The organism is Kribbella sp. NPDC050459 (genome assembly GCF_040655315.1).
Lineage (GTDB): Bacteria > Actinomycetota > Actinomycetes > Propionibacteriales > Kribbellaceae > Kribbella.
In genome coordinates, this window is sequence record NZ_JBFAJQ010000003.1 from 180,985 (window position 1) to 200,283 (window position 19,299).

The window sequence follows — 19,299 nt, forward strand, 5'->3', positions numbered from 1 at the left end:
ACACCAATCCACAAGCACACTCACGAACACGAAAGGCCAGACCCATGCCCACAGTCACCGCGTCCGCCGAGCGCACCATCGACGCTCCCGCGGACAAGGTCTACCAGTACCTGGCAGACATGCACGTACACGCCCAACTGCTGCCACGCCCCTTCTACGACTTCCAAGTCGAGCAAGGCGGCGTCGGCGCAGGCAGCATCGTCGGCTACAAGATCGACTTCGCCGGCGGCGTCCGGCAACTGCGCATGCAAGTCACCGAACCGGAACCGGGCCGAACCCTCGTCCAGACCGACACCAACGACTCCGGCCTCATCATCACGTTCACCGTGACCCCACAAGGCGACCAGGCGCTGGTGAACATCGCCTCCAGCTTCGACGGTGAGACCGGCGTCGCCGGCTTCGTCGAGCGGATCATCGCACCGCGCCGACTGCACCGCGTCTACACCGAAGAACTCGCCCGCCTCGACAGCCACGCCCGCCAGACCGTGCAGTAGCCCTCATCGAGCCACCGCCACAAACCCACCCTGAAGAACACCGAGACCGAACCGGACTGCCATGAACCTCAACCTGACCGACAAAACCGCGATCGTCACCGGCGCGAGCCGGGGCATCGGGCTCGCTACCGTCCGCGCCCTGACCGACGAAGGCGTCCACGTCATCGGGGCCGCCCGCACCATCACACCCGAGCTGAAAGAGACCGGCGCGCGAACGGTCTCGGCTGACCTGACCACGGCCGAAGGAGTCTCGACCGTCATCGACACCGCACTGGCCGAACTGGGCGGCATCGACCTGCTCGTCAACAACGTCGGCGGCGGCGACGAAGCCACCGCCAGCTTCCTCGACGCCGACGACACCCAATGGCAACGGATGTTCGACATCAACATGCTCGCCACCGTCCGCGCCACCCGCGCCGCCCTGCCCAGCCTCATCGAACGCCGCGGCGCGATCGTCAATATCTCCTCCACCCTCGCCCGCATGCCCGCGAGCGCCCCCGCCACCTACAGCACGGCCAAGGCAGCACTCACCGCACTCGGCAAGGCCCTGGCCGAGGAATTCGGCCCCCAAGGCGTCCGCGTGAACACCGTCTCCCCGGGCCTGGTCCGCACCACCGTCTACTCAGACCCGAACGGCCCGGTCGCCTCAATGGCCGCGGCCGCCGGCCAGAGCCTCGGCGACTTCGTCCAGCAGATCGCGGCATCCCAGAACATCACCACCGGGCGCATGAGCGAAGCCGCCGAGGTCGCAGCGCTGATCACATTCCTGCTGTCCCCAGTGGCCGGGAACATCACCGGCGCCGACTACGTCATCGACGGCGGCACGATCAAGACGGTCTGATCACAGACCAGAGCACCAGCCGACAGAAGGAGCACGATCCGCGAGTCGCCCAGCGACACACCGCCCCCGCAGCGCGGCTAGACATGTTGACAACGTTCACGGACCGCGCCAGCTCAACGTCGATCGGACCGACCAAGTCGGCCGGCACTCGTGCCGCGCTCCCGGCATTAGCCGGGCGGGGGCTCACGCCGTCAGCTCCTCGGCAACAGGATCAGGATGTGCGCCGGTCTCAGCTCATGTCGCCGTACGGCGGTCGGTTCGGCGGTTGCAGGGAGATGCCCTCGGCCTGCGCTTTCGAGCGAATCGCATCCTCGATGCGCTCCAGGCGGATGCTCATCACCCCGACCGGCGTGTTCGACTCGGCCGGCTCACGCAGCTGCTGGATCTCCGTCCGCTGTTCATGCCTGGCAGCTGTCCTTGTGCAGGCTCTCGACCGAGAGCTTCGCACGGCCCTGGGACAGCGTCATGTCGAGCGAGAGCATGCAGGAGCGGCAGACGCTGAAGGATCGAGCTTGCCTAGAAGCCCGACAGGCAACTTGGCAGACCATCGCGGATGTGCGCCTATCCGCCGCTTGGTTGTCGACGCGCCAGGCGCGGTCAGGGCCCTGTGCTGCCGTAGGGTTCAAACCGTGTATGAAACCGACGTGCTCGTACTGCGGCCGGGTGCGGGTCCGCGACGCCAGGTCCTCACGTTCACTGTTGTGATCGCTGTGGTCCTCGTCATCGCCGGCGTCCTGGCCGGAGGCCTGCCCGCCTTGATCACCGGTATCAGCCTCGCGCTGCTGCTGGCCATCACCCTGGCGATTTACCTGTCGCGCTCCCGCATCGTCGTCACACCAGCCGAGATTTCGGCCCGCGGCCTGACCTTCCACCGCCGTCGCGACCGCACCCTCGCCGCATCGGTGCTGCGGGCAACGGTGGCCCAGCCCGGCGCCGTCTCCCAGACCATCGTCGTACTCGACGCCGGCCAGCAAGCCCTGCTGGCCATCAACGGCGCCCTCTACGCGCCCTCCGATCTCGACCGCCTGGTCAACCACCTCGGTCTGCCCACCGGCGGATCGGACAAGCCGATCACCATGGTGCAACTGGCCCGCCAGCAACCCGGAACGGTGAGCTGGGCCGGCCGTCACCCGATCGCCTTCCCGCTGCTCTGCGCCCTGGGTTTCGCCGTCATCGCAGTAGTTCTCGGAACCCTCGTCGCGGCTCTGACAAACTGACCCGCGTGGAGCGCGTCTTCCCTGACGGCACCGCCGACGAGCGGGCGGTGCTGACCGGATTCCTCGACTGGCAACGAGCAACCGTGCACCGAAAGGTGGATGGCCTGCCGACCGAACTCGCCGACCGCGCCCTGCTGGACACGTCCCCACGCATGACGGTCGCCGGCGTCGTCTCGCATCTCCGGCAGACCGAGCACGACTGGTTCGCCGGCAGCTTTCCGTCACTTGCCGACGAGCCCTCCGAGCGCGACCAGCACGGAGGCTGGCCCACCGGCGGTCGCGCCATCGCCGACCTGTCGAGCGGCTACGCCACCGAGTGCGCCCAGTCGAGACGCATCGTCGCCCAACTGACTCTCGACACGATGCAGCACTTCACACCACCACAATTCACCCCGGTATCGCTGCGCTGGATCCTCACCCACATGATCGAAGAAACAGCCCGCCACCTAGGCCACCTAGACATCCTGCGCGAGCAACTAGACGGCACCCGAGGCTACTGAACCGCTCGGCCGTCCAACTGCCCGGCCCAGCGGTCGCGTGGTTCGGTCGTACGCCGACGACCTCGACGGTCACCTCGGCCAGCGTTTCGGTCTCCCGGGCCCGGGTCGGTTCACATGATGCCCGCGGCGCTGCCTGGCGATGGCCGGGAAAGGTCGGCAACCGCAGCCGATCAGCAGAGCGGGTCGGCGGAGGCGACACCTAGGACACTGTCCGGGCTGTCCCCGGCATAGCCTCGAAGGTCCGACAACCGCAGTCCCGGCGGCTAAAGCCGATCACCGGAAGGAGCAGACTGACGCGACGCCGAGGACGCTGTCCGGGCTGTCTCGGGCATGGCCTCGAAGGTCCGACAGCCGTGGCCCCAGCGGCCCAAGCCGCTCACCAGAGCCAGTCGGCGGAGGCAACACCCAGGACGCTGTCCCAGCAGTAGCCGCGAAGGATCGGCAGTCGTGGGCCCAGCAGGTGAAGCCGATCAGCAGGCCGTGTCGACGGAGGCAACCCCAGGAGGCTGTCCGGATTGTCCAGCTTCGGATTGTGCGCAACAGCCCACCAGCGCTCGCCAATGTTTCGACACCTGGCGGGCGTCATTTGGGCGGCCAGGTGGTCAGCTGGTTGTGAACCAGGGCCTGATGGGATGGCGGGGAGGGCTGGGGCGCGGGTCGTCGAAGATCGCTCTGCGTGGAGCCTCCGGCTCGGGCGACAGTCCACCAGCGGTCGCCAATGTTTCGACAGCCGGGCGGGCGCCGTTGGTCAGCTGGTTGTGAGCCAGGGGCCGATGGGATGCCGGGGGAGAGCTGAGCGCGGATCGTCGAGGATCGCTAGGGTTTGCGCCGCGTACTCGCGGCTTGCGCGCCAACATCCCTGCGGCGGCTGCAGGCCGTCGGCGAGCCGGGGCGTCATCGCCTCGAGGGCGCCACGCAGGGATTCGATCACCGCCGCACCATGCCGGGCACGCCAGCTCAGTTCAACCTGCGTCACCCGCTCCGCGTAGGCGTCCCGTTCCCGCAGCCCTGCCGGGGTTAGTGCGACGACCTTGCCGCGGCCCGTCTCGGCCGGACTGACAGCGATCATTCCCGCCCGCTCCAGCGCCCGAGCGCCGGGACCACCGGCCGGCCGGTCACCCCAGTCCGTCCGGGCAACTCCCGAACCCGGATCGGGTCGGCACTGAGCGCAGGCAGGAAGTTCGCGGCGACCGCCATCGGCACCGGCGAACTTGCCTCAACCTCGCGTGTAAAGGCCTCCAGCGCAGCCGCAAGCGGATCAGCGATCGAACCTTCCGCGTCCGTGCCCGTGATTGCCGCCAGCGAGCTCCGCAGCTCACCAATCATGACCCGACCGAAGCGTTGCGCCCATCGATCATCCGTCGCCGCGATGATCGGCGGCCAGAACTCCTTGGCGCGACGACAGACAGCCTTCGGGATGACCACCGACGTACCGCGCAGCCGCCGACTGCTCCCGTACCCGTCCCGCGACGGTCGCCGGACCGGCCTACCGACCTCGAGCCGCACCTCGACGTACCCCCACCGCTCCACACCGCCGATCATCGGAAACAGCTCTCTCGCGCTCCAGCCCGTCCGCTCGAGCAGCGCAACGACCGGCGTACCCACGTTGTCGACGTGACGCAGCAACGACCAAAACACGACTGGCAACTTGAACCCTGGGAACCCCGCCCGCGCCAACTGTGCCTCGAACTCGTTGTCTACCTCGATCTGGAACGCCATCAACGCCTGAGCCAGCAAGGTAGACAAAGCCGGCTCCAGCACCCTGTTGTTGCTCATGCGGCGATGCTAGGAGCAGCCACCGACAGCCGGGTTCCAGCTCGCTAGCCCTGGCTCGCGAAGGCGGGAAACAGTGTCGGTGGCGGTTTGGCGGCGTCGGTCCAGCGCTCTGTCATGGCGTCGGCCAGTTCGCAGAACCAGCGCGCCAAGTCCGGCAGGGTGCCGGCACGATCGGTCAGCCGATTCAACACTCCGATCTGCTGCACAAGCTGTGCACGACGGCGCCAACTGTCGTGGGGAGTCTGGTTGGTTCGGGCGATCACCGGAAGGCGGGTCACTCTGCTGGCAAGTGCTGCTGCCGCACCAATTGCGAGCATCTTGTCGTACCCGTGCAGCCCGTCCGCCGCGAGGGCGGCTGCGAGCGCGTTGCGGTAGGTATGGTCTGCGGCTTCGGTGACCGGTTCTGGTAGCACGGACCAGTTCGCGCTGTGGTGCGGGAAGGGGTAGTGCAGGAATGAGGCGTCGACCCCGATGTGCCCGAAACCGGAGCCTTCGAAGTCGACCAACCGGATACCTCGGTCGGTGACCAGGGCGTTGGTCGGGTTGAGGTCGTTGTGTACGAGAGCGGCGTACCGACCTGGCTCCTCGAGTTGTGAACGGACGAAGGCGACGTCGCCCCGCGCGGCTCGCGCGTCCGGAAATCCCAGCTCTGCGCAGGCCTGTTCGACGACGTGCCATCGGCGGGCGCCTCCTGTTCCTGCTCCACCGCCGGTGGTGACGTCGGCGGAGCCGAACTCCGCCAGCGCCAGGTCGTGGTCGATACGACGGCCCAGCGTGGTGGCGTGGAGCCGCCCGATGGTTTGCGCGAAGTCCACCATCGCGGTGGCTGCGCGCTCGGAATCGTTGCCGAGCAGCACTGTCTCCAGGGTTGGCCACGTCCCGAGGTCTGACTGGACTACGACGCCGGCTTGGTCGTCGGTCAGGATCACACGTGCAGCCACGCCGCTGAGGACTGCGGTGCGCAGCCCGGCGGCCTCGCGCCGCAGATAGGCCGGTCCGCCATGCCCTTCGCCCTCCACTCGTCTGGTTTTGACGATGACCGTTCGGCTTGGGCCTTCCGTCGGACCAGCGCCCAGGCCGGACAGGTCACGGTCGAACACCAGCCGAGTGACAGGCGCCCAGTCATGACCGACCTGCTGAGCGTCGGCGATGACGGGTCGCCGCCCACAAATCCGGGCGAGTCCGTCCAGAACGGCCTGTTGTCGCTCGATCGTCAACGGGTAGTGCATACCGGACCTCTCGGGATGTCTTCGGCGGCCCCGAATCGTAGCCGCCGCCTCGGTTCGCCTTGGTCCTCCTGCTGGCGGCGCGGAAGCCAGCCGCATCGCCGTCGCGGGGGAGACGCCCAGAGGTTGTGCTGATGGAGCTGCACCGATGTCAAAATCGGCGAGAGACGGGATCTTTGCATCAGCTGCAATTCCCGTTGGCTACTGGCACCGCGACGTGTCGTTCAGGTACTGCTGGCTCACCGCGCCACGGGTTAGGGTCGCGGATGCGAAAGTTCCTGTCCATGGTTTTTGCGGCGGGGCTGGTGAGTGGTTGCTCCGCCGTTCCCCGCGGCTCGGCACCCACCCCATTGCCTGCAACTGAGAGCGCGCTCGCTCCGAGTCCGACGACTCCGGCTGTGTCGTCAGGGACGAAGGTGCCGGTGCAGCGCGTCGCTCTCGGTTCGTTACGGCTGCAGTCGCGCTGGTGGGAGTGGGCGTCGGTCACGGAGAACGTCAATCCGGTGCTGGACGAGACCGGTGCGCACTGTGGGAACAACCAGCCGGAGGATGTCTGGCTGGTCGCCGGCACGTTCGGCGGCCAGGTTTCTCGCGCGTGCGGCTGGCCTGCTGAACGTCCGTTGGCTGGTCCGGTGGTCAACCTGGTCGACGACGAAGCGGGATGCCAGGCGTTCCTGGCCGACGCGACGGGCAGCGTGACGTTCGACGGACGGCCGGTCCCGATCCAGCGGCTCGGAGCCGAAAACATCCGATTCACCGCTCAGGCAGGCAATCCCAGTGGGTTCGAAGCGGGGCTGCTCAAGGGCGTCGCTTGCGGGCTCTGGTTCGCGGTGCCCCCGGCGGCACCGGGCCGGCACGTGCTGGTGATCCGCGGGTCGAGCGGCGACTTTGCGACGACGGCGACGTACAACCTGACCGTGCGTGGGACGACGGCGTACTGACATCCCATAACCGGCAGGGAGGGGGACTTGGTTAGCCGGAAGTTCCACGGAGCGGAGTGCCTCGATCGCCGGAGCTCAGCGAGCGTGTGCGGCTCCATCACTCATCTACGCAGTCAGGCAGTCAACTCATCCTTCTTAACTGGGCAGGGACGGGAGTTGATGAGCCGGGAGTAGCGGGGGAGCGGGGCGCCGGGGCCGCGGTCGCGCCGCTTGCTTAGATGTGCTCGCGGCTAACCGCCCGGCGTTCGAGGCCACCGCACCCGGCACGGGAGACCCGTTGCTCGTCCACGAGCCGCTGGGCTAGCCATGTTGCCCGCTCAGGCGCTGGCTTAACTGTGTTGTAGGTCCAACGCCCTTTGCTTTGGCTGGCTAGGGGATCCAGCAGTTCCCTGCTTGGACGTCGTTGCGCATCTTCAGGGCAGTCGCGCAGCGCGCGGCGGGTTCATCTGTGCGACATCGAGCAGGCCGTCTGATACCAGGCGCCGCAGAGCCCGAAAAGTGTCGTGTTCGCTGATGCCGGCGGCCTGGGCGATCCCCCCAGCCGGGACCCTCGACGTCACGCTAACCGGCAGCTGGTCGGACACCCCAGACGCAGGAGTCCAACCGAGCTCGGGCCGTTCACACCACCCGGTCCTGTGTGCTTCACTGTCGCACGATCACGCCTCGACGAGGAGGTTCGAGAATGTTGCGCAAGGGCATAGGTCGCGCTGCTGCCATCGCGGCGGCGAGTGTTCTATTCGGGTTCGGGCAAATCGTCGTTCCTGGGGCAGCGCAGCTTCCCGTTGCTCACGCTGATGCGGGCTACTTCGATGATTGCCCATACGACTGGCTTCACTGTGGAACCGGTGAACAGGTCGACCTCACTGCTGACGAAGTTCGCGCACGCACCGACCTTTGTCTGTGGGACAACAACGACGGCAGTCATCCGAACGCTGCAGTGTGCATCAAGCGGGACGGAGACGTGGTCTTCGTGCGGGACACTGACAGCGACGGCAGATCAGCACTCGGGCAGATCGGCTTCACTGTCGACAACATCTATGTCTGCAGGAACGGGCACGGTTCCGGGACATGGGCGCGATGTGACTTCCAGTGGCCGGAGAGCAATGCTCGCCTTCGCACGATGGACTGCGATTTCGACAATGCGCCGATCAGTTTCGGGTCGACCGAATGCACCAGGTCGGAGCGGTACGTCGACTTCCTGGGGTGACCCGGGCCGGCGCCGGGAGCACCCGGGTCTGACCGATGACGTACCCGGTGACGCCATCGGCGATCACGGGCCATCCGGTCCCGCTGGCACGGTGCAGACGGCCCCTGGCATCGACCGAGCACCGAGCGCCGATAACGGACATTATGTCAACTACTAGGCTGCGACCCTGATCCGGCCAGGGGCTGAGAGCCCGGTGTTTGTACCTTGCTCGCGACCACCATGTAGTTCTCGGCCTCAAGGTCGAACGTGCTCACTTCCGTCCGGAGTCCGACCCGGTGCAGCTCGACTTCGAGTTCCTCGTACTGGTAGGGCCAGCAGGACAGCAGTTCCGAGCGGACAAGAACCAACCCAGTCGCATCAACTTGCGCGATCGCAATCTCGATGTGGTGCTCATCCTCCCACTGCGGCGCAATCTCCCAGCGGTAGACCACGACGGCATCGCGACCGTTCCGGCGGACGAGTCGGTCACTGATGTCCAGCCGAGAACCTCTGGCCCTCACGAGTTCCCAGGTGCGGGATGTGAGCACCAAGCGCCCGCCAGGGCGCAGGAGCCGTGACATCGACTCCAGAGCAGCACCCCTGCCTGTCGCGCCCGCGGCATGGTGAAGCGAGTTGCCAACGCAGAACACCATGTCGAACGTGCCGTCCTCGAAATGGTCGGGCAACTCTTCCCAGCTGGCCTGCACGGCCCGGACGGATGCCCCGAACTCCTCGGACAACTCTGCAGTCCGTCGAACCATCGCTTCGCTGGCGTCAGTTGCGACAACCTGTATGCCACGACCGGCGAGGCCAACCGCCAACTGTCCGGTTCCGCACGAGCAGTCGAGGACGTGAGCGTTCGACGGCAGGAGACTGAGGACGTCATCGAACGACGCAGCGAACTCGGCCGGAGGCAACTTTGCCTCCGAGATCAGCCATTCGTACACCTCGGCAAGCACGTCGTAATCCGTCACAACCATTACCTCCGTCACGCGGCAGACTCCCGGTGGGACGTCAGTCCATCAGCGGAGCAAGCCGGGCACCAATGGTTTTCGCAAGGACAACCCGTCCACGCATCCCGCGGATAGCGCGAGCTGATCGGGAAATATCAATACATCCGAATTGCATCAGATGGATCAGGTACGTAGTCGCGGAACCACTGCCCCGCGCAACGGCACCGACAGGGCTGGACCGGGCGTCTCCGGGGATGAGTGCACCACCCCGGGCACAAACCTCATCTGTCGCGTTCGGCGCTGACGATCAGGAAGTTCGGCAGTGCGACGTAGGACTCGATCGCCTCGATTCCGCTGTCCCGTGCGACCTGTGGATCGAGTCTCGGTTCGCACAGTTCAGTCAGGCGGCACCCGAGACCGACGAGTTCGTTGATGTAGGCAGACACCGGGCGGTGGAAGTCGGGTGCATGGCCCTCTGGCATCTCGTACTCATCCAGGTACCGATCAAGTTGGTAATGACCGTGATCCCGCCACGTTGGGTAGAGATTCTCAAACGCCGGATGGGTGATCGAGAACACGAACCGACCGCCCGGCTTCAGTGCGCCGACGCACGCCGCCATCGCCGACTGCCAGGCGGGTATGGCGAGCAGCACCATGCTGCAGACCACGGCATCGAACGGCTGACCGACCTCCGGCAACGTCGAGAGATCAGCCTGCACGAACCTGATGCCCTGACGCCGCTCCTGCTCGATCTTCTGAGCGCGCGCCAGCAGCGCGGCAGCCGGCTCCACACCAACGACCTCAGCTCCGCCCGCGGCCAACAGCCGGCTCAAATAGCCTTCGCCACTGCCTGCATCGAGGACTTTCCGACCATCGACAGGCCCCAGCATCCGGAGCAGGTTCCCATTCATCAAGTGGCGCTTGGGAAAGTCGCCCTGATCGTCGTACGCCTCAATCGCGTCAATCGGCATCGCCGCCCACGCTGCGATCGCCTCTGAGTTACTGATCGTGGACATGTGGACACACCTCTCCAATGACAGATCGGAGCGGTCCCCCTGGGTGGTCATAGTTGGGGGCCGCTGTGGATGTGGATGTGTAGGTGTTTGGAGTCCTGGTAGGTGCCGAGGTTGGTGAGGACTGCGGCTGCGCCTGTGGTTTGGACTGTGTGGGCGGCGATTGACTGGACGACTTCGAGTAGCCGGCGGGCTGAGGGCTCGTCGGATGGGGTCAGTGTGATCAGCGATGCGATGTGTTTCTTCGGTACTGCGACGATGTGGTTCGTCCAGAATGGCCGGGTGTGGTGGAACGCCAGGACCAGGTCGTCCTCGTGTACGACGTTGAGGCGGCTAGGGTCTGGGATTGCTACGTCGCAGTAGAAGTCGTCGCCGTTGTACCGCGGGGCTGGTTCCATCGTTGGAGGATATCGAGTGTTGACCGAGCGGATGGTTGGCGAGCTTCGGCGGCGGGTGTCCGGGTTGGTCGATGAGCACGAGGTGCCTGGGCTTGCTGTCGGTGTCTGTGACGCGGATTCGGTGCTGTGGTCCGCTGGGTTCGGGAGTACCCGACGCGGCGGTGACTTGCCGGTTGACAGCGGGACGATGTTCGGCGTGCTGTCGTGCTCGAAGATGTACACCGCGACGGCTGTTCTGCTGGCGGTACAGGAAGGGCTGGTCGATCTTGATGTGCCTGTCCCCCGGTATTTGCCGGAATTTCGCGTCAACAGTTCGTTCGAGCAGGATCCTGAGCGTCGCATCACGCTGCGGCACTTACTCGGCCACACCGCCGGATTCACCCACGAAGCACCGGTCGGATCGAATTATCTGGTCGGCAGAGAATCGTTCGAGGAGCATTGTCGCAGCATTTATGACACCTGGCTGCGGTTTCCTGTGGGTGAACGGTATGAGTATTCGAATCTTGGTATAGATCTCGCCGGATATATCCTCCAGCGAGTGACTGGATTACCTTTCCATGAGTTCGTACGACGGGCGTTGTTCGACCCGCTCGCGCTGCAGCGGACAACCTTCGACTCGAAGGTGATCGGGAGTGCTGAGCGCCGGGCGATAGGGCATTCCAAAGGGTATGGGCGCTTGCCGGTTCGTGTTCCGATGGTGGCGGCAGGTGGTCTCTACACGACGGTCGACGACGCCTGTCGGTATCTCCAGTTCCACCTCTGCGGTGGTGAGTCGCTCCTCTCCCCCGACCTTCTGCAGGAAATGTACACCGGTCATGAATATGGTCTGGGAACGGCTCTGATGCAAGCGAACGGCATTCCTGTGCGCGGCCACGGCGGCGGAGGTTTCGGGTTCCTGTCCGATATGTACTGGGCATCGGAAGAGAAACTGGGTGTGGTCGTCCTGACGAATTCCACCGATCATCCACTTCAATGGAAGTTGACCGCCGAGATCTTCACCCGAATTCTCGCGACGGGCGAGGTCGACGGCCCCTGGAACCGTGCCTACGCCATCCATGTGGGTGGAGTCCGTGACGGAACAGCCTGGTTGCGGAAGGCGAACGGCGAACTCTTCTTCGACCACTGGGCCGGCGTGACCGTCGGGCTGCAGGAGCACCAACCGGGCCTGTACATCTCCACGACCGGTGAGGTCCTGGACCTCACCCGCACGCCTCCGACGTACGCGAACGTCCGTCTCCACGCGCTCAGAGACCGATAACTCGGTGTCGTAAAGATCGCGGTCCTGCTAGAAACGCAGCCATGGCTGATCGCGGCATTGTTGTGGTTGGGGCCGGCATCGTCGGTGCGTCGCTGGCGTACCACCTGGCTGGTCATGGGCGACAGGTGACGCTGATCGACGCGGGTCTGCCCGGATCCGGCGCCACCCGTGCGTCGTTCGCCTGGATCGGACGGCCGGTCAGCAGCGACCTTCCCTCGGCGCCACTGCGGTATCTCGCGCTGGACGAATATCACCGGCTCGAGGCAGAACTCCCCCAGTTGGCGATCCGCTGGACAGGCTCGCTCAGCTGGGACGGCTTCGACGAGGCCCCGGGCCCGAGCACCGACGACGCCGCGGCGCTCGAACCGAACCTCGTCACTCCCCCGGCCGAGGCCGTCCATCACCCGGAGGACGGCGCGCTCGACCCCGTCGCGGCGATCGATCTCCTGATCGCAGCCGCGCGCGGCCGAGGCGCACGACTCCTGCCCGGCACACCAGCGACCGCCCTCGTCCAAGAAGACGGCACCGTGAGCGGCGTCCAAACAACGGCAGGTCTCATCGACGCAGACACGGTCGTCCTCTCCGCCGGCACAGGAGCGGTCGCACTGTGCTCCGGCGTCGGCGTCACCTTGCCGGTCGAACCGTCGGCCGCCATCCTCGTCCGGTTGCGCGCCAACCCTGGCATCGTCCGAGCGATCGTCGCGACGCCGGACATGGAGGCCCGCCAGCTCGACGACGGAACGATCCTGGCCCCCACGGCGTACAGCGGCGAGGCGGATCAGGACGCGCTGCACGCGACCGCCCAGCGCGTCCGCGACCGGTTCGCGTCGTCGTTCGCGGGGGCCGACGACACGGAGGTCGTCTCCGTCGAGGTCGGCTGGCGCCCGATGCCCGTCGACGGTGAGCCCATCATCGGCCGCCCAGCCGGGACGCAGGGCCTGTACGTCGCGGTGATGCACTCGGCGATCACGCTGGCCGCCGCCGTCGGCCGCCTGGCCGCGGACGAGATCCTCACCGGAACGCCGGCGCCCGAGCTCGCAGGCTGCCGGCCCGACCGGTTCCGCTGACCGCACGCAACGACTTTGTGAATCCGATCGCAAATGGGTATCCGCGGATGCCCTGGTGCTGAAAGGATCGCCGCATGGCGGCCGTTCGCGAGTGGTTGGACAGGACACCCGAGACGTGGAGCCCGCCGGCGCCCGCCGACCTGACGAGCCCGTACCGCTTCCTCTTCTGGCTGACTCGCTCGCAAGCGCGCCGCATCGCGGTAGGTGCGGCCCTCGGCACCCTCTGGACGGTCGGCCTGGCCGTCCCTCCGTGGGTCTTGTCGCGTGTCGTCGACCAAGGACTTGTCGCCCGCGACACGGAAGCGCTCGTCGGTTGGTCGATGCTCCTCCTGGCCGTAGCTGTCCTGAACGCGCTCCTGGGCATCGCTCGGCACCGGACGATGACCAAGGTCCGCATGGACGCGTCGTTTCGCTCGGTTCGGGCGACGGTGTGGCACACGTCCCGCCTGGGCGCGTCGCTGGCGCGGCACGTGAGCGCGGGCGAGGTGGTGACGGTCGGCATCGCGGACGTGTACGTCGTTGCACAGGCGCTGACCGTCACCGGCCCGGGCGTCGGCGCGGTTGTCGCGTACGCCGTCGTGGCCGTCGTACTGTTCACCATCTCCCCGCTGCTCGCCGTGGTTGTCCTCGCCGGAGTCCCGCTCCTCGCGGTCGCGGTCGGCCCGCTCCTGCACCGCATCGAACGCACAGGCGGCGAGTACCGCAGCCACCAAGGCCGGCTCACGACCCGGCTGGTCGACGCGTTGGCGGGACTGCGCGTCCTCAACGGCCTCGGCGGGAAGACTTTCGTCGCCGAGCGTTACCAAGAGCAGTCACAGCGCCTGGTACGGCGTGGCTACCGCGTCGCCGGACCTTTGAGCTGGGTAGGAGCACTGTCGACAGGCTTGCCGGCGTTGTTCCTGGCCACCGTGGTGTGGTTGTCGGCGCGGCTGGCGGCCACCGGAGCCATCACGATCGGCGACGTGGTCGCCGTCTACGGGTACGTCGCCGTGCTGGTCGTTCCGGTGGGCTTCTTCATCGAAGGTAGCAGCGATATCACTCGCGCCCGAGTGGCGGGTCAGCGCATCATCGACCTGCTCAACCTCCCAGTTGCTCACGACAACGACCGCACCCCGGAGGCCATCCCTGCCGAACCGGGCCCGTTGGTCGACCCCGACTCCGGGGTGGTCATCCGCCCGGGACTGTTGACGGCGCTGGTCGCGGCTCGGCCCGCCGAGACGCGCGCCGTGATCGAGCGGCTTGGGCAGATCGGCATGCACCCGCCAGGTACGACGTGGGCGGATGTGCGGCTCGCGGACGTCGCCCGGGAGGAGCTCAGGCACCGGCTGGTTCTCGCGGACAACGACGCGGAGGTCTTCACCGGCACAGTTCGTGACATCGTCTCGGGACGCCTGGAACCCGATGACGACCGCATCCGTACGGCGCTCCACACAGCCGTCGCCGAGGACGTCGTCGAAGCGTTGCCCGGTGGTCTGGACGCGGAGATCGCCGCCGGCGGCAGTGACCTGTCCGGCGGGCAACGGCAGCGCATCCGACTCGCCCGCGCCGTCTACGCCCGCCCTGACATCCTGCTCGCCGTCGAGCCGACCTCAGCGGTCGACGCCAACACCGAAGCGGCCATGATCGACCGGCTCCGTCACGCCAGACAGGACAGAACCACGGTCATCACGACATCGTCGCCGCTCGTGCTCGACCGTGCTGACGAGGTCGTCGTCCTGGTCGACGGCAAGGTGTCATCTGTCGGCACACACACGGAGCTGCTACGTACCGATCTCTGCTATCGCGACCTGGTGTCCCGCGCCCAGAACGGGGCTGCCGATGAGTAAGCAGATGCCGATCGCGACGCCTCGCGAAGTACGTGCGGCGGCGCGGCGTGACCTGGGCGCGGACCGTAAGGCCATCGCCGGAGTCGTCCTCGTCAACGCGCTCGCCTCGGCAGCGGGTCTGGTCGGTCCATGGCTGCTCGGCCGGATCATCGACACGATCCAGGCCGGATCCGGTGACGTGCTCGACACAGTCGACCGGCTCGCGTTGGGCGCGCTGCTGTTCACCGTCGTACAGACCGTCCTGGGGTGGTGGGCTCTCAAGCTCGGCTACCGGTACGGCGAACGCACCGCGGCCCGCGTACGCGAACGGTTCCTGAAGCGGACGCTGGGGCTGCCGCCACGCGCGGCGGATCATCTCCCGGCCGGGGACCTGATCGCGCGCGGAAGCACCGACGCGTCCCTGGTCGCGATGACGTTGCGCTCGGCGGTCCCCGAGGTGCTCGTGGCCATCGTCCATGCCCTGTTCCTCGTCGTCGCGGTCCTCGTGCTGGACCTGTGGCTCGGGCTGTGCGGGCTCGTGTGCCTGGTCGGCGTCGGAGCAGCCGTGCGGTGGTACCTGCGTCGTGCCAGGCCGGCCTACCTTGCCGTTGCGAGCACGGGAGCGGAGATGGCCGACGTGATCGCCGGCACCGCGAAGGGCGCCCGTACGGTCGAGCTGCTCGGCTTGGAACATCGCCGAACCGAGGCGACGGAAGGTGTCATCGCCGAAGCACGGACCGCGCGTCTGTGGGCACTCTGGCTGCGAACAGTGCTGTTCCCGTGGGCCGAAATCTCGCTCGCGCTACCGGTCGTCGGGGTCCTGCTGGTCGGCGGCGCGCTCTCCATGAACGACCTGGTCAGCCTCGGAATCGTCGTCACCGCAACGGTCTATCTCCGGCAACTCGTCGGCCCCCTCGACACCTTGATGCTCTGGATCGAGCAGCTCCAGGGCGCCGCGGCCTCGTACGCCCGCGTCGAAGGCCTGGCCGACATTCCCGAGGAGTCCGGCTCCGCCACGCAGAGCGGGAGCAGCGGCGACCGGATCCAGGTCAGCGACGTGCACTACAGCTACACCGGAGCGCGCGACGTACTCCACGGCATCGAACTTGCGGTGGAACCCGGCGAGCGCCTCGCTGTCGTCGGCACGTCCGGAGCGGGAAAGTCGACGCTCGCCCGTCTTCTCGCCGGCCTGGATCGCCCGGACACGGGTTCCGTCACGATCGGCGGCGTACCGGTGGCCGACCTGCCGCCCGATCAGCTCCGCGAACACGTCGTCCTGATCACCCAGGACCACCACGTCTTCCACGACACCGTGCGTGACAACCTGCTGATCGCCAAGCCGGACGCGACCGACGACGAGCTGTACGCCGCGCTGGACGCGGTCGGAGCCACGTGGTCGAAGGAGCTGCCGGACGGGCTGGACACCGAAGTCGGCCAGGACTTCACGCTCGACGACGCCGGCGCCCAGCAGCTCTCGCTCGCACGCGTCGTCCTCGCCGATCCGCACACCCTGATCCTCGACGAGGCCACCGCGCTCCTCGATCCCAGGACCGCGCGCCGGACCGAGCAGTCGCTGGCCGCTGTGCTCCGCGGCCGCACCGTGATCGCGATCGCCCACCGCCTGCAGACCGCGCACGACGCGGACCGGATCGCTGTCATGGAGGCCGGTGAGCTCGTCGAGCTGGGCACCCACGACGAACTGGTCAGCGCGGACCGCGTCTATGGCAGGCTCTGGCGGACCTGGCGCACCGACGGTCCCGGCGGGTCGGCGTAGGGAAAATCGGCGGGTTGTGTCGGAATGGCCTCGTGCGGTTCGTTGGGTGGGTGTAAGCAGCTCGGCAGACTGAACTGGAGATCGTGATGCAGTACTTGGTTTCTGTGATCGACGACAAGGACAACCCCGGCAGCACCGACCGGCAGCCCGCGATCAGCGTGTTCAACGACCGGCTGATCGCCGAGGGCTACTGGGTGTTCGCGGGCGGACTCGCCGACACCACCGCAGCCACGGTCATCGACAACCGGGGCGAGCAGCCGGTGTTCACCGACGGGCCGTTCGTGGAGTCGAAGGAGTACCTGGCCGGCGTCTGGGTCTGGGAGGCCCCGGATCTCGACGTGGCCCTCAAGCTCGCCGCCGAGGCGTCGAAGGTCTGCGACCGGAAGATCGAGGTGCGGCCATTCCAGTGACCGACGTCGAAGCGGCGATCACCCGCGCGCACCACCAGGAATGGGCGCGGGTGGTTGCCTCGCTGACCAAGCGGTTCGGGGACCTTGACATCGCCGAGGAAGCCGCGGCCGAGGCGTTCGCGACCGCCGTCGAGCGGTGGCCCGCGGACGGCGTACCGCCCAACCCCGGCGCCTGGCTGACCACGACCGCCAACCGCAAGGCGATCGACCGGATCCGGCGCGAGAGCAAACGTGACGACAAGCAGAAGGAGGCTCAGATGTCGTACGACGACCAGCCCGAGCCTCTCGGTGCGATCGACGACGAGCGGCTCCGGCTGATCTTCACCTGCTGTCACCCGGCGCTGGCGATGGAGACCCGCGTGGCGCTGACGCTGCGGATGGTGGGCGGGCTGACCGTGCCCGAGATCGCCCGCGCGTTCCTGGTGCAGGAGACAGCGATGGGTCAGCGGATCACTCGTGCGAAGGCGAAGATCAAGGCGGCGCGGATCCCGTACCGGGTGCCGGCCGCGGAGGATCTCCCGGGCCGCGTGTCCGGCGTACTCGCCGTGCTCTTCCTGGTCTTCAACGAGGGCTACCTGGCGACCGGACCGGACACGGATCCCGTCCGCCACGAGCTGACCGCGGAGGCGATCCGTCTCACCCGCCTGATCCGGGCGCTGCTGCCCGGCGACGGCGAGGTGGCCGGTCTGCTCGCGCTGATGCTCCTCACCGAGGCTCGCCGTACTGCCCGGGTCTCGGGCTCCGGCGAACTGATCCCGCTCGACGAGCAGGACCGCGGCGCCTGGGACACGACACTCGTTGCCGAGGGCCACCACCTGGTGCGCGAACGCCTCGCGACCGGACTGCCGCCGGGCCGCTACCAGATCCTCGCGGCGGTGAACGCCGTCCACACCTCGGCCCGCGACGCCCGCGACACCGACTGGTCGCAGATCGTCGCGCTGTACGACCAGCTCGTCCGGATCGATCACTCGCCGATCGTCGCGCTGAACCGCGCGATCGCGGTGGCCGAGCTCGACGGTCCGGAGGTCGCGCTGGCGGTGGTCGACCGGCTCGGGGACAAGCTGCCCGCATACCACCTGTACCACGCGACGCGCGCCGAGCTGCTCCGCCGGACGGGCCGCAGCAAGGAGTCCCGGGCGGCGTACGACGAAGCCATCACGCTCGCTGCCAACACCGCCGAAGTCGCCTACCTGACCCGGCGCCGCGATCAGCTCGCAGGCTGACGCCCGAACCGAGCCAGACAGTGCCAGACGTACTTGACCGACTGCGCGGGATGGACACCTGACCGCGCCGCGGCGCCGAGCAGGTCAGGCGTCAGTTCGGGGCCGAATGAGGAGGCGAGCTCGACGATCTCCGGTCCGCGGTACGCCGGGTCGAAGGCGCTCGGCACAGCGCGGAAGCCCGGGTGGTACTCGATCGGGCAGCCGAGCCCGCGGGCGGCGTCCTCGACGGGTGTAGCCCTGAACGACGGGTCCAGGACGACGGCGTCGACGTCGCTCGCCAGCAGCACCGGTCCGTGGATCTGGGCCTCCACGTAGTCGTTCAGGTCGTCGCTGCCGGCCTCGTCGGCGAGCCGGCACAGGCGCGGCAGGGTGTGGCGGTCGCCGAAGTCGGCCGGGTTGCGGGCGGAGTCCGGGAAGCAGAACGTTGCGCGCTCGATCGCCTCGGGTTTCAGCCGGAGGTATGACGAGCCGAAGCGAACTGCTCCGCCGTAGATGTCGGCCCGGCGGTTCCAGACGCCGTACACCGGGCGGTCGGTCGCCGGGCCTTCGTCGTACCGGCCGGAGAACAAGCGGCTCTCCCATCGCCACCGGTCTCCCCCGCGGAACGCCGTCAGTCCTCCGTTCGAGATTCCGGTCGTGAACTGCGACCGGTAGATCCCGTCCGCGGCCATCGACTCGATCACCGTTCGCGCGCCGTGCGGCCAGTTCGGGTGGAAGTGGATGGTCAGCATCAGGACGGGCCCGTCTCGTCGCCGGTGGCGTTGACGGTGATGAAGCGGAGTGCGGTGTCATGGCGGCCGGTGGTCAGCCAGTGAGCGAAGGCGACCCGGGCTGTCGGTGGCATGTCGAGCGTAGTCGGGTCCGTCGTCAGCTCGAACCATCGGAGATCGCCTTCGGTGCACTCGGTCGGCACCGGCGCCGTGGGGCGCAGGTCGGCGGTGAAGTAGTACGTCGTACGCACCTCGTCGCCGGTGTCGCGGACCGCGACGTACCGCAGCGCAAGGCCGGTGAGGTGGTTGGCCGTGACGCCGATCTCCTCGTCGAGTTCCCGGAGCGCGGCCGCGGTCGGGTTCGTGAGTTCGCCGGGTTCGAGGTGGCCGCCGATGCCGACCCAGGAGTCGGCGATCGCGCGGGAGCCGCGGCGGTAGAGGAGCAGCACGCTCCCCTCCCGCACGAGGTACACCGACGTCAGGTGCCGAGCCGAACGGAGCGCCACG

At 67.4% G+C, this 19,299-nt stretch carries 20 protein-coding genes; 12 read left to right on the forward strand and 8 right to left on the reverse strand.

The window, feature by feature from the left end; all coding sequences use genetic code 11:
* The first annotated feature begins 44 nt into the window (after positions 1–44).
* The 4 genes from AB0I12_RS12030 (at position 45) to AB0I12_RS12045 (ending at position 3,052) form a co-directional block, all read left to right on the forward strand.
* Entirely contained in the window at positions 45–494 is a 450-nt protein-coding gene (locus tag AB0I12_RS12030; protein ID WP_359928223.1) for an SRPBCC family protein, read from the forward strand.
* A gap of 61 nt (positions 495–555) precedes the next feature.
* Positions 556–1,335, forward strand: coding sequence for an oxidoreductase (locus AB0I12_RS12035; protein ID WP_359928226.1), 780 nt, complete (start codon positions 556–558; stop codon positions 1,333–1,335).
* 701 nt (positions 1,336–2,036) lie between these two features.
* A complete protein-coding gene (locus AB0I12_RS12040; RefSeq protein ID WP_359928228.1) occupies positions 2,037–2,552 on the forward strand; it encodes a hypothetical protein in 516 nt (171 codons plus the stop codon).
* Positions 2,553–2,557: 5 nt separating this feature from the next.
* Positions 2,558–3,052 (forward strand): DinB family protein, encoded by a 495-nt coding sequence (locus tag AB0I12_RS12045; protein WP_359928231.1) that lies wholly within the window; start codon positions 2,558–2,560, stop codon positions 3,050–3,052.
* Positions 3,053–3,800: 748 nt separating this feature from the next.
* On the opposite strand, the gene AB0I12_RS12050 is transcribed toward AB0I12_RS12045, so the two are convergent.
* The 3 genes from AB0I12_RS12050 to AB0I12_RS12060 are packed head-to-tail and all read right to left on the reverse strand — an operon-like array spanning position 3,801 to position 6,045.
* Positions 3,801–4,121, reverse strand: coding sequence for a hypothetical protein (locus AB0I12_RS12050; protein ID WP_359928233.1), 321 nt, complete (start codon positions 4,119–4,121; stop codon positions 3,801–3,803).
* The gene (locus AB0I12_RS12055) at positions 4,118–4,828 is read right to left on the reverse strand and encodes a hypothetical protein (protein ID WP_359928236.1); all 711 of its coding nucleotides are present in this window, start codon (positions 4,826–4,828) and stop codon (positions 4,118–4,120) included. Before AB0I12_RS12055 ends, AB0I12_RS12050 begins: the two co-directional genes overlap by 4 nt.
* A 44-nt stretch (positions 4,829–4,872) precedes the next feature.
* Positions 4,873–6,045 (reverse strand): phosphotransferase, encoded by a 1,173-nt coding sequence (locus tag AB0I12_RS12060; protein WP_359928239.1) that lies wholly within the window; start codon positions 6,043–6,045, stop codon positions 4,873–4,875.
* Between the two features lie 431 nt (positions 6,046–6,476).
* On the opposite strand from AB0I12_RS12060, the gene AB0I12_RS12065 reads away from it, so the two are divergent.
* Both AB0I12_RS12065 and AB0I12_RS12070 read left to right on the forward strand, forming a co-directional pair.
* A complete protein-coding gene (locus tag AB0I12_RS12065; protein WP_359928242.1) occupies positions 6,477–6,995 on the forward strand; it encodes a hypothetical protein in 519 nt (172 codons plus the stop codon).
* A gap of 682 nt (positions 6,996–7,677) precedes the next feature.
* Positions 7,678–8,202, forward strand: a complete 525-nt coding sequence (locus AB0I12_RS12070) for a hypothetical protein (RefSeq protein WP_359928244.1) — start codon at positions 7,678–7,680, stop codon at positions 8,200–8,202.
* Between the two features lie 146 nt (positions 8,203–8,348).
* Here the strand turns inward: AB0I12_RS12070 and AB0I12_RS12075 are convergent, their stop codons facing one another.
* From AB0I12_RS12075 to AB0I12_RS12085, 3 genes are all read right to left on the reverse strand, one after another.
* Positions 8,349–9,155 (reverse strand): class I SAM-dependent methyltransferase, encoded by an 807-nt coding sequence (locus tag AB0I12_RS12075; protein WP_359928246.1) that lies wholly within the window; start codon positions 9,153–9,155, stop codon positions 8,349–8,351.
* 260 nt (positions 9,156–9,415) lie between these two features.
* Positions 9,416–10,150, reverse strand: a complete 735-nt coding sequence (locus tag AB0I12_RS12080; protein ID WP_359928249.1) for a class I SAM-dependent methyltransferase — start codon at positions 10,148–10,150, stop codon at positions 9,416–9,418.
* 47 nt (positions 10,151–10,197) lie between these two features.
* The gene (locus tag AB0I12_RS12085) at positions 10,198–10,545 is read right to left on the reverse strand and encodes an HIT domain-containing protein (protein ID WP_359928252.1); all 348 of its coding nucleotides are present in this window, start codon (positions 10,543–10,545) and stop codon (positions 10,198–10,200) included.
* Positions 10,546–10,561: 16 nt separating this feature from the next.
* Here AB0I12_RS12085 and AB0I12_RS12090 point away from each other — a divergent pair, with 16 nt between their 5' ends.
* The 6 genes from AB0I12_RS12090 (at position 10,562) to AB0I12_RS12115 (ending at position 18,082) form a co-directional block, all read left to right on the forward strand.
* Positions 10,562–11,803: a serine hydrolase domain-containing protein gene (locus AB0I12_RS12090; protein WP_359928255.1), complete on the forward strand. Its 1,242-nt coding sequence runs from the start codon at positions 10,562–10,564 to the stop codon at positions 11,801–11,803.
* 41 nt (positions 11,804–11,844) lie between these two features.
* Positions 11,845–12,870, forward strand: coding sequence for an FAD-binding oxidoreductase (locus AB0I12_RS12095; RefSeq protein WP_359928257.1), 1,026 nt, complete (start codon positions 11,845–11,847; stop codon positions 12,868–12,870).
* Between the two features lie 74 nt (positions 12,871–12,944).
* Entirely contained in the window at positions 12,945–14,696 is a 1,752-nt protein-coding gene (locus tag AB0I12_RS12100) for an ABC transporter ATP-binding protein (RefSeq protein WP_359928260.1), read from the forward strand.
* Entirely contained in the window at positions 14,689–16,449 is a 1,761-nt protein-coding gene (locus tag AB0I12_RS12105; protein WP_359928262.1) for an ABC transporter ATP-binding protein, read from the forward strand. Before AB0I12_RS12100 ends, AB0I12_RS12105 begins: the two co-directional genes overlap by 8 nt.
* A gap of 86 nt (positions 16,450–16,535) precedes the next feature.
* Positions 16,536–16,859 carry a YciI family protein gene (locus AB0I12_RS12110; RefSeq protein ID WP_359928265.1) on the forward strand — a complete coding sequence of 108 codons (324 nt, stop codon included), beginning with the start codon at positions 16,536–16,538 and terminating at the stop codon, positions 16,857–16,859.
* Positions 16,856–18,082 (forward strand): DUF6596 domain-containing protein, encoded by a 1,227-nt coding sequence (locus AB0I12_RS12115; protein WP_359928268.1) that lies wholly within the window; start codon positions 16,856–16,858, stop codon positions 18,080–18,082. Before AB0I12_RS12110 ends, AB0I12_RS12115 begins: the two co-directional genes overlap by 4 nt.
* Here the strand turns inward: AB0I12_RS12115 and AB0I12_RS12120 are convergent.
* Positions 18,067–18,813: a DUF3626 domain-containing protein gene (locus AB0I12_RS12120; RefSeq protein WP_359928271.1), complete on the reverse strand. Its 747-nt coding sequence runs from the start codon at positions 18,811–18,813 to the stop codon at positions 18,067–18,069. The genes AB0I12_RS12115 and AB0I12_RS12120 overlap by 16 nt on opposite strands.
* Positions 18,813–19,298 (reverse strand): NUDIX domain-containing protein, encoded by a 486-nt coding sequence (locus AB0I12_RS12125; RefSeq protein WP_359928274.1) that lies wholly within the window; start codon positions 19,296–19,298, stop codon positions 18,813–18,815. Before AB0I12_RS12125 ends, AB0I12_RS12120 begins: the two co-directional genes overlap by 1 nt.
* Between the last annotated feature and the right edge of the window lies 1 nt (position 19,299).

Bases quoted from the DNA above. Each gene is read 5' to 3' on its own strand.
- AB0I12_RS12030 (WP_359928223.1), top strand. From the start codon at position 45: ATGCCCACAGTCACCGCGTCCGCCGAGCGCACCATCGACGCTCCCGCG.
- AB0I12_RS12035 (WP_359928226.1), top strand. From the start codon at position 556: ATGAACCTCAACCTGACCGACAAAACCGCGATCGTCACCGGCGCGAGC.
- AB0I12_RS12050 (WP_359928233.1), bottom strand. From the start codon at position 4,121: ATGATCGCTGTCAGTCCGGCCGAGACGGGCCGCGGCAAGGTCGTCGCA.
- AB0I12_RS12055 (WP_359928236.1), bottom strand. From the start codon at position 4,828: ATGAGCAACAACAGGGTGCTGGAGCCGGCTTTGTCTACCTTGCTGGCT.
- AB0I12_RS12070 (WP_359928244.1), top strand. From the start codon at position 7,678: ATGTTGCGCAAGGGCATAGGTCGCGCTGCTGCCATCGCGGCGGCGAGT.
- AB0I12_RS12080 (WP_359928249.1), bottom strand. From the start codon at position 10,150: ATGTCCACGATCAGTAACTCAGAGGCGATCGCAGCGTGGGCGGCGATG.
- AB0I12_RS12085 (WP_359928252.1), bottom strand. From the start codon at position 10,545: ATGGAACCAGCCCCGCGGTACAACGGCGACGACTTCTACTGCGACGTA.
- AB0I12_RS12095 (WP_359928257.1), top strand. From the start codon at position 11,845: ATGGCTGATCGCGGCATTGTTGTGGTTGGGGCCGGCATCGTCGGTGCG.
- AB0I12_RS12100 (WP_359928260.1), top strand. From the start codon at position 12,945: ATGGCGGCCGTTCGCGAGTGGTTGGACAGGACACCCGAGACGTGGAGC.
- AB0I12_RS12105 (WP_359928262.1), top strand. From the start codon at position 14,689: ATGAGTAAGCAGATGCCGATCGCGACGCCTCGCGAAGTACGTGCGGCG.
- AB0I12_RS12110 (WP_359928265.1), top strand. From the start codon at position 16,536: ATGCAGTACTTGGTTTCTGTGATCGACGACAAGGACAACCCCGGCAGC.
- AB0I12_RS12120 (WP_359928271.1), bottom strand. From the start codon at position 18,813: ATGCTGACCATCCACTTCCACCCGAACTGGCCGCACGGCGCGCGAACG.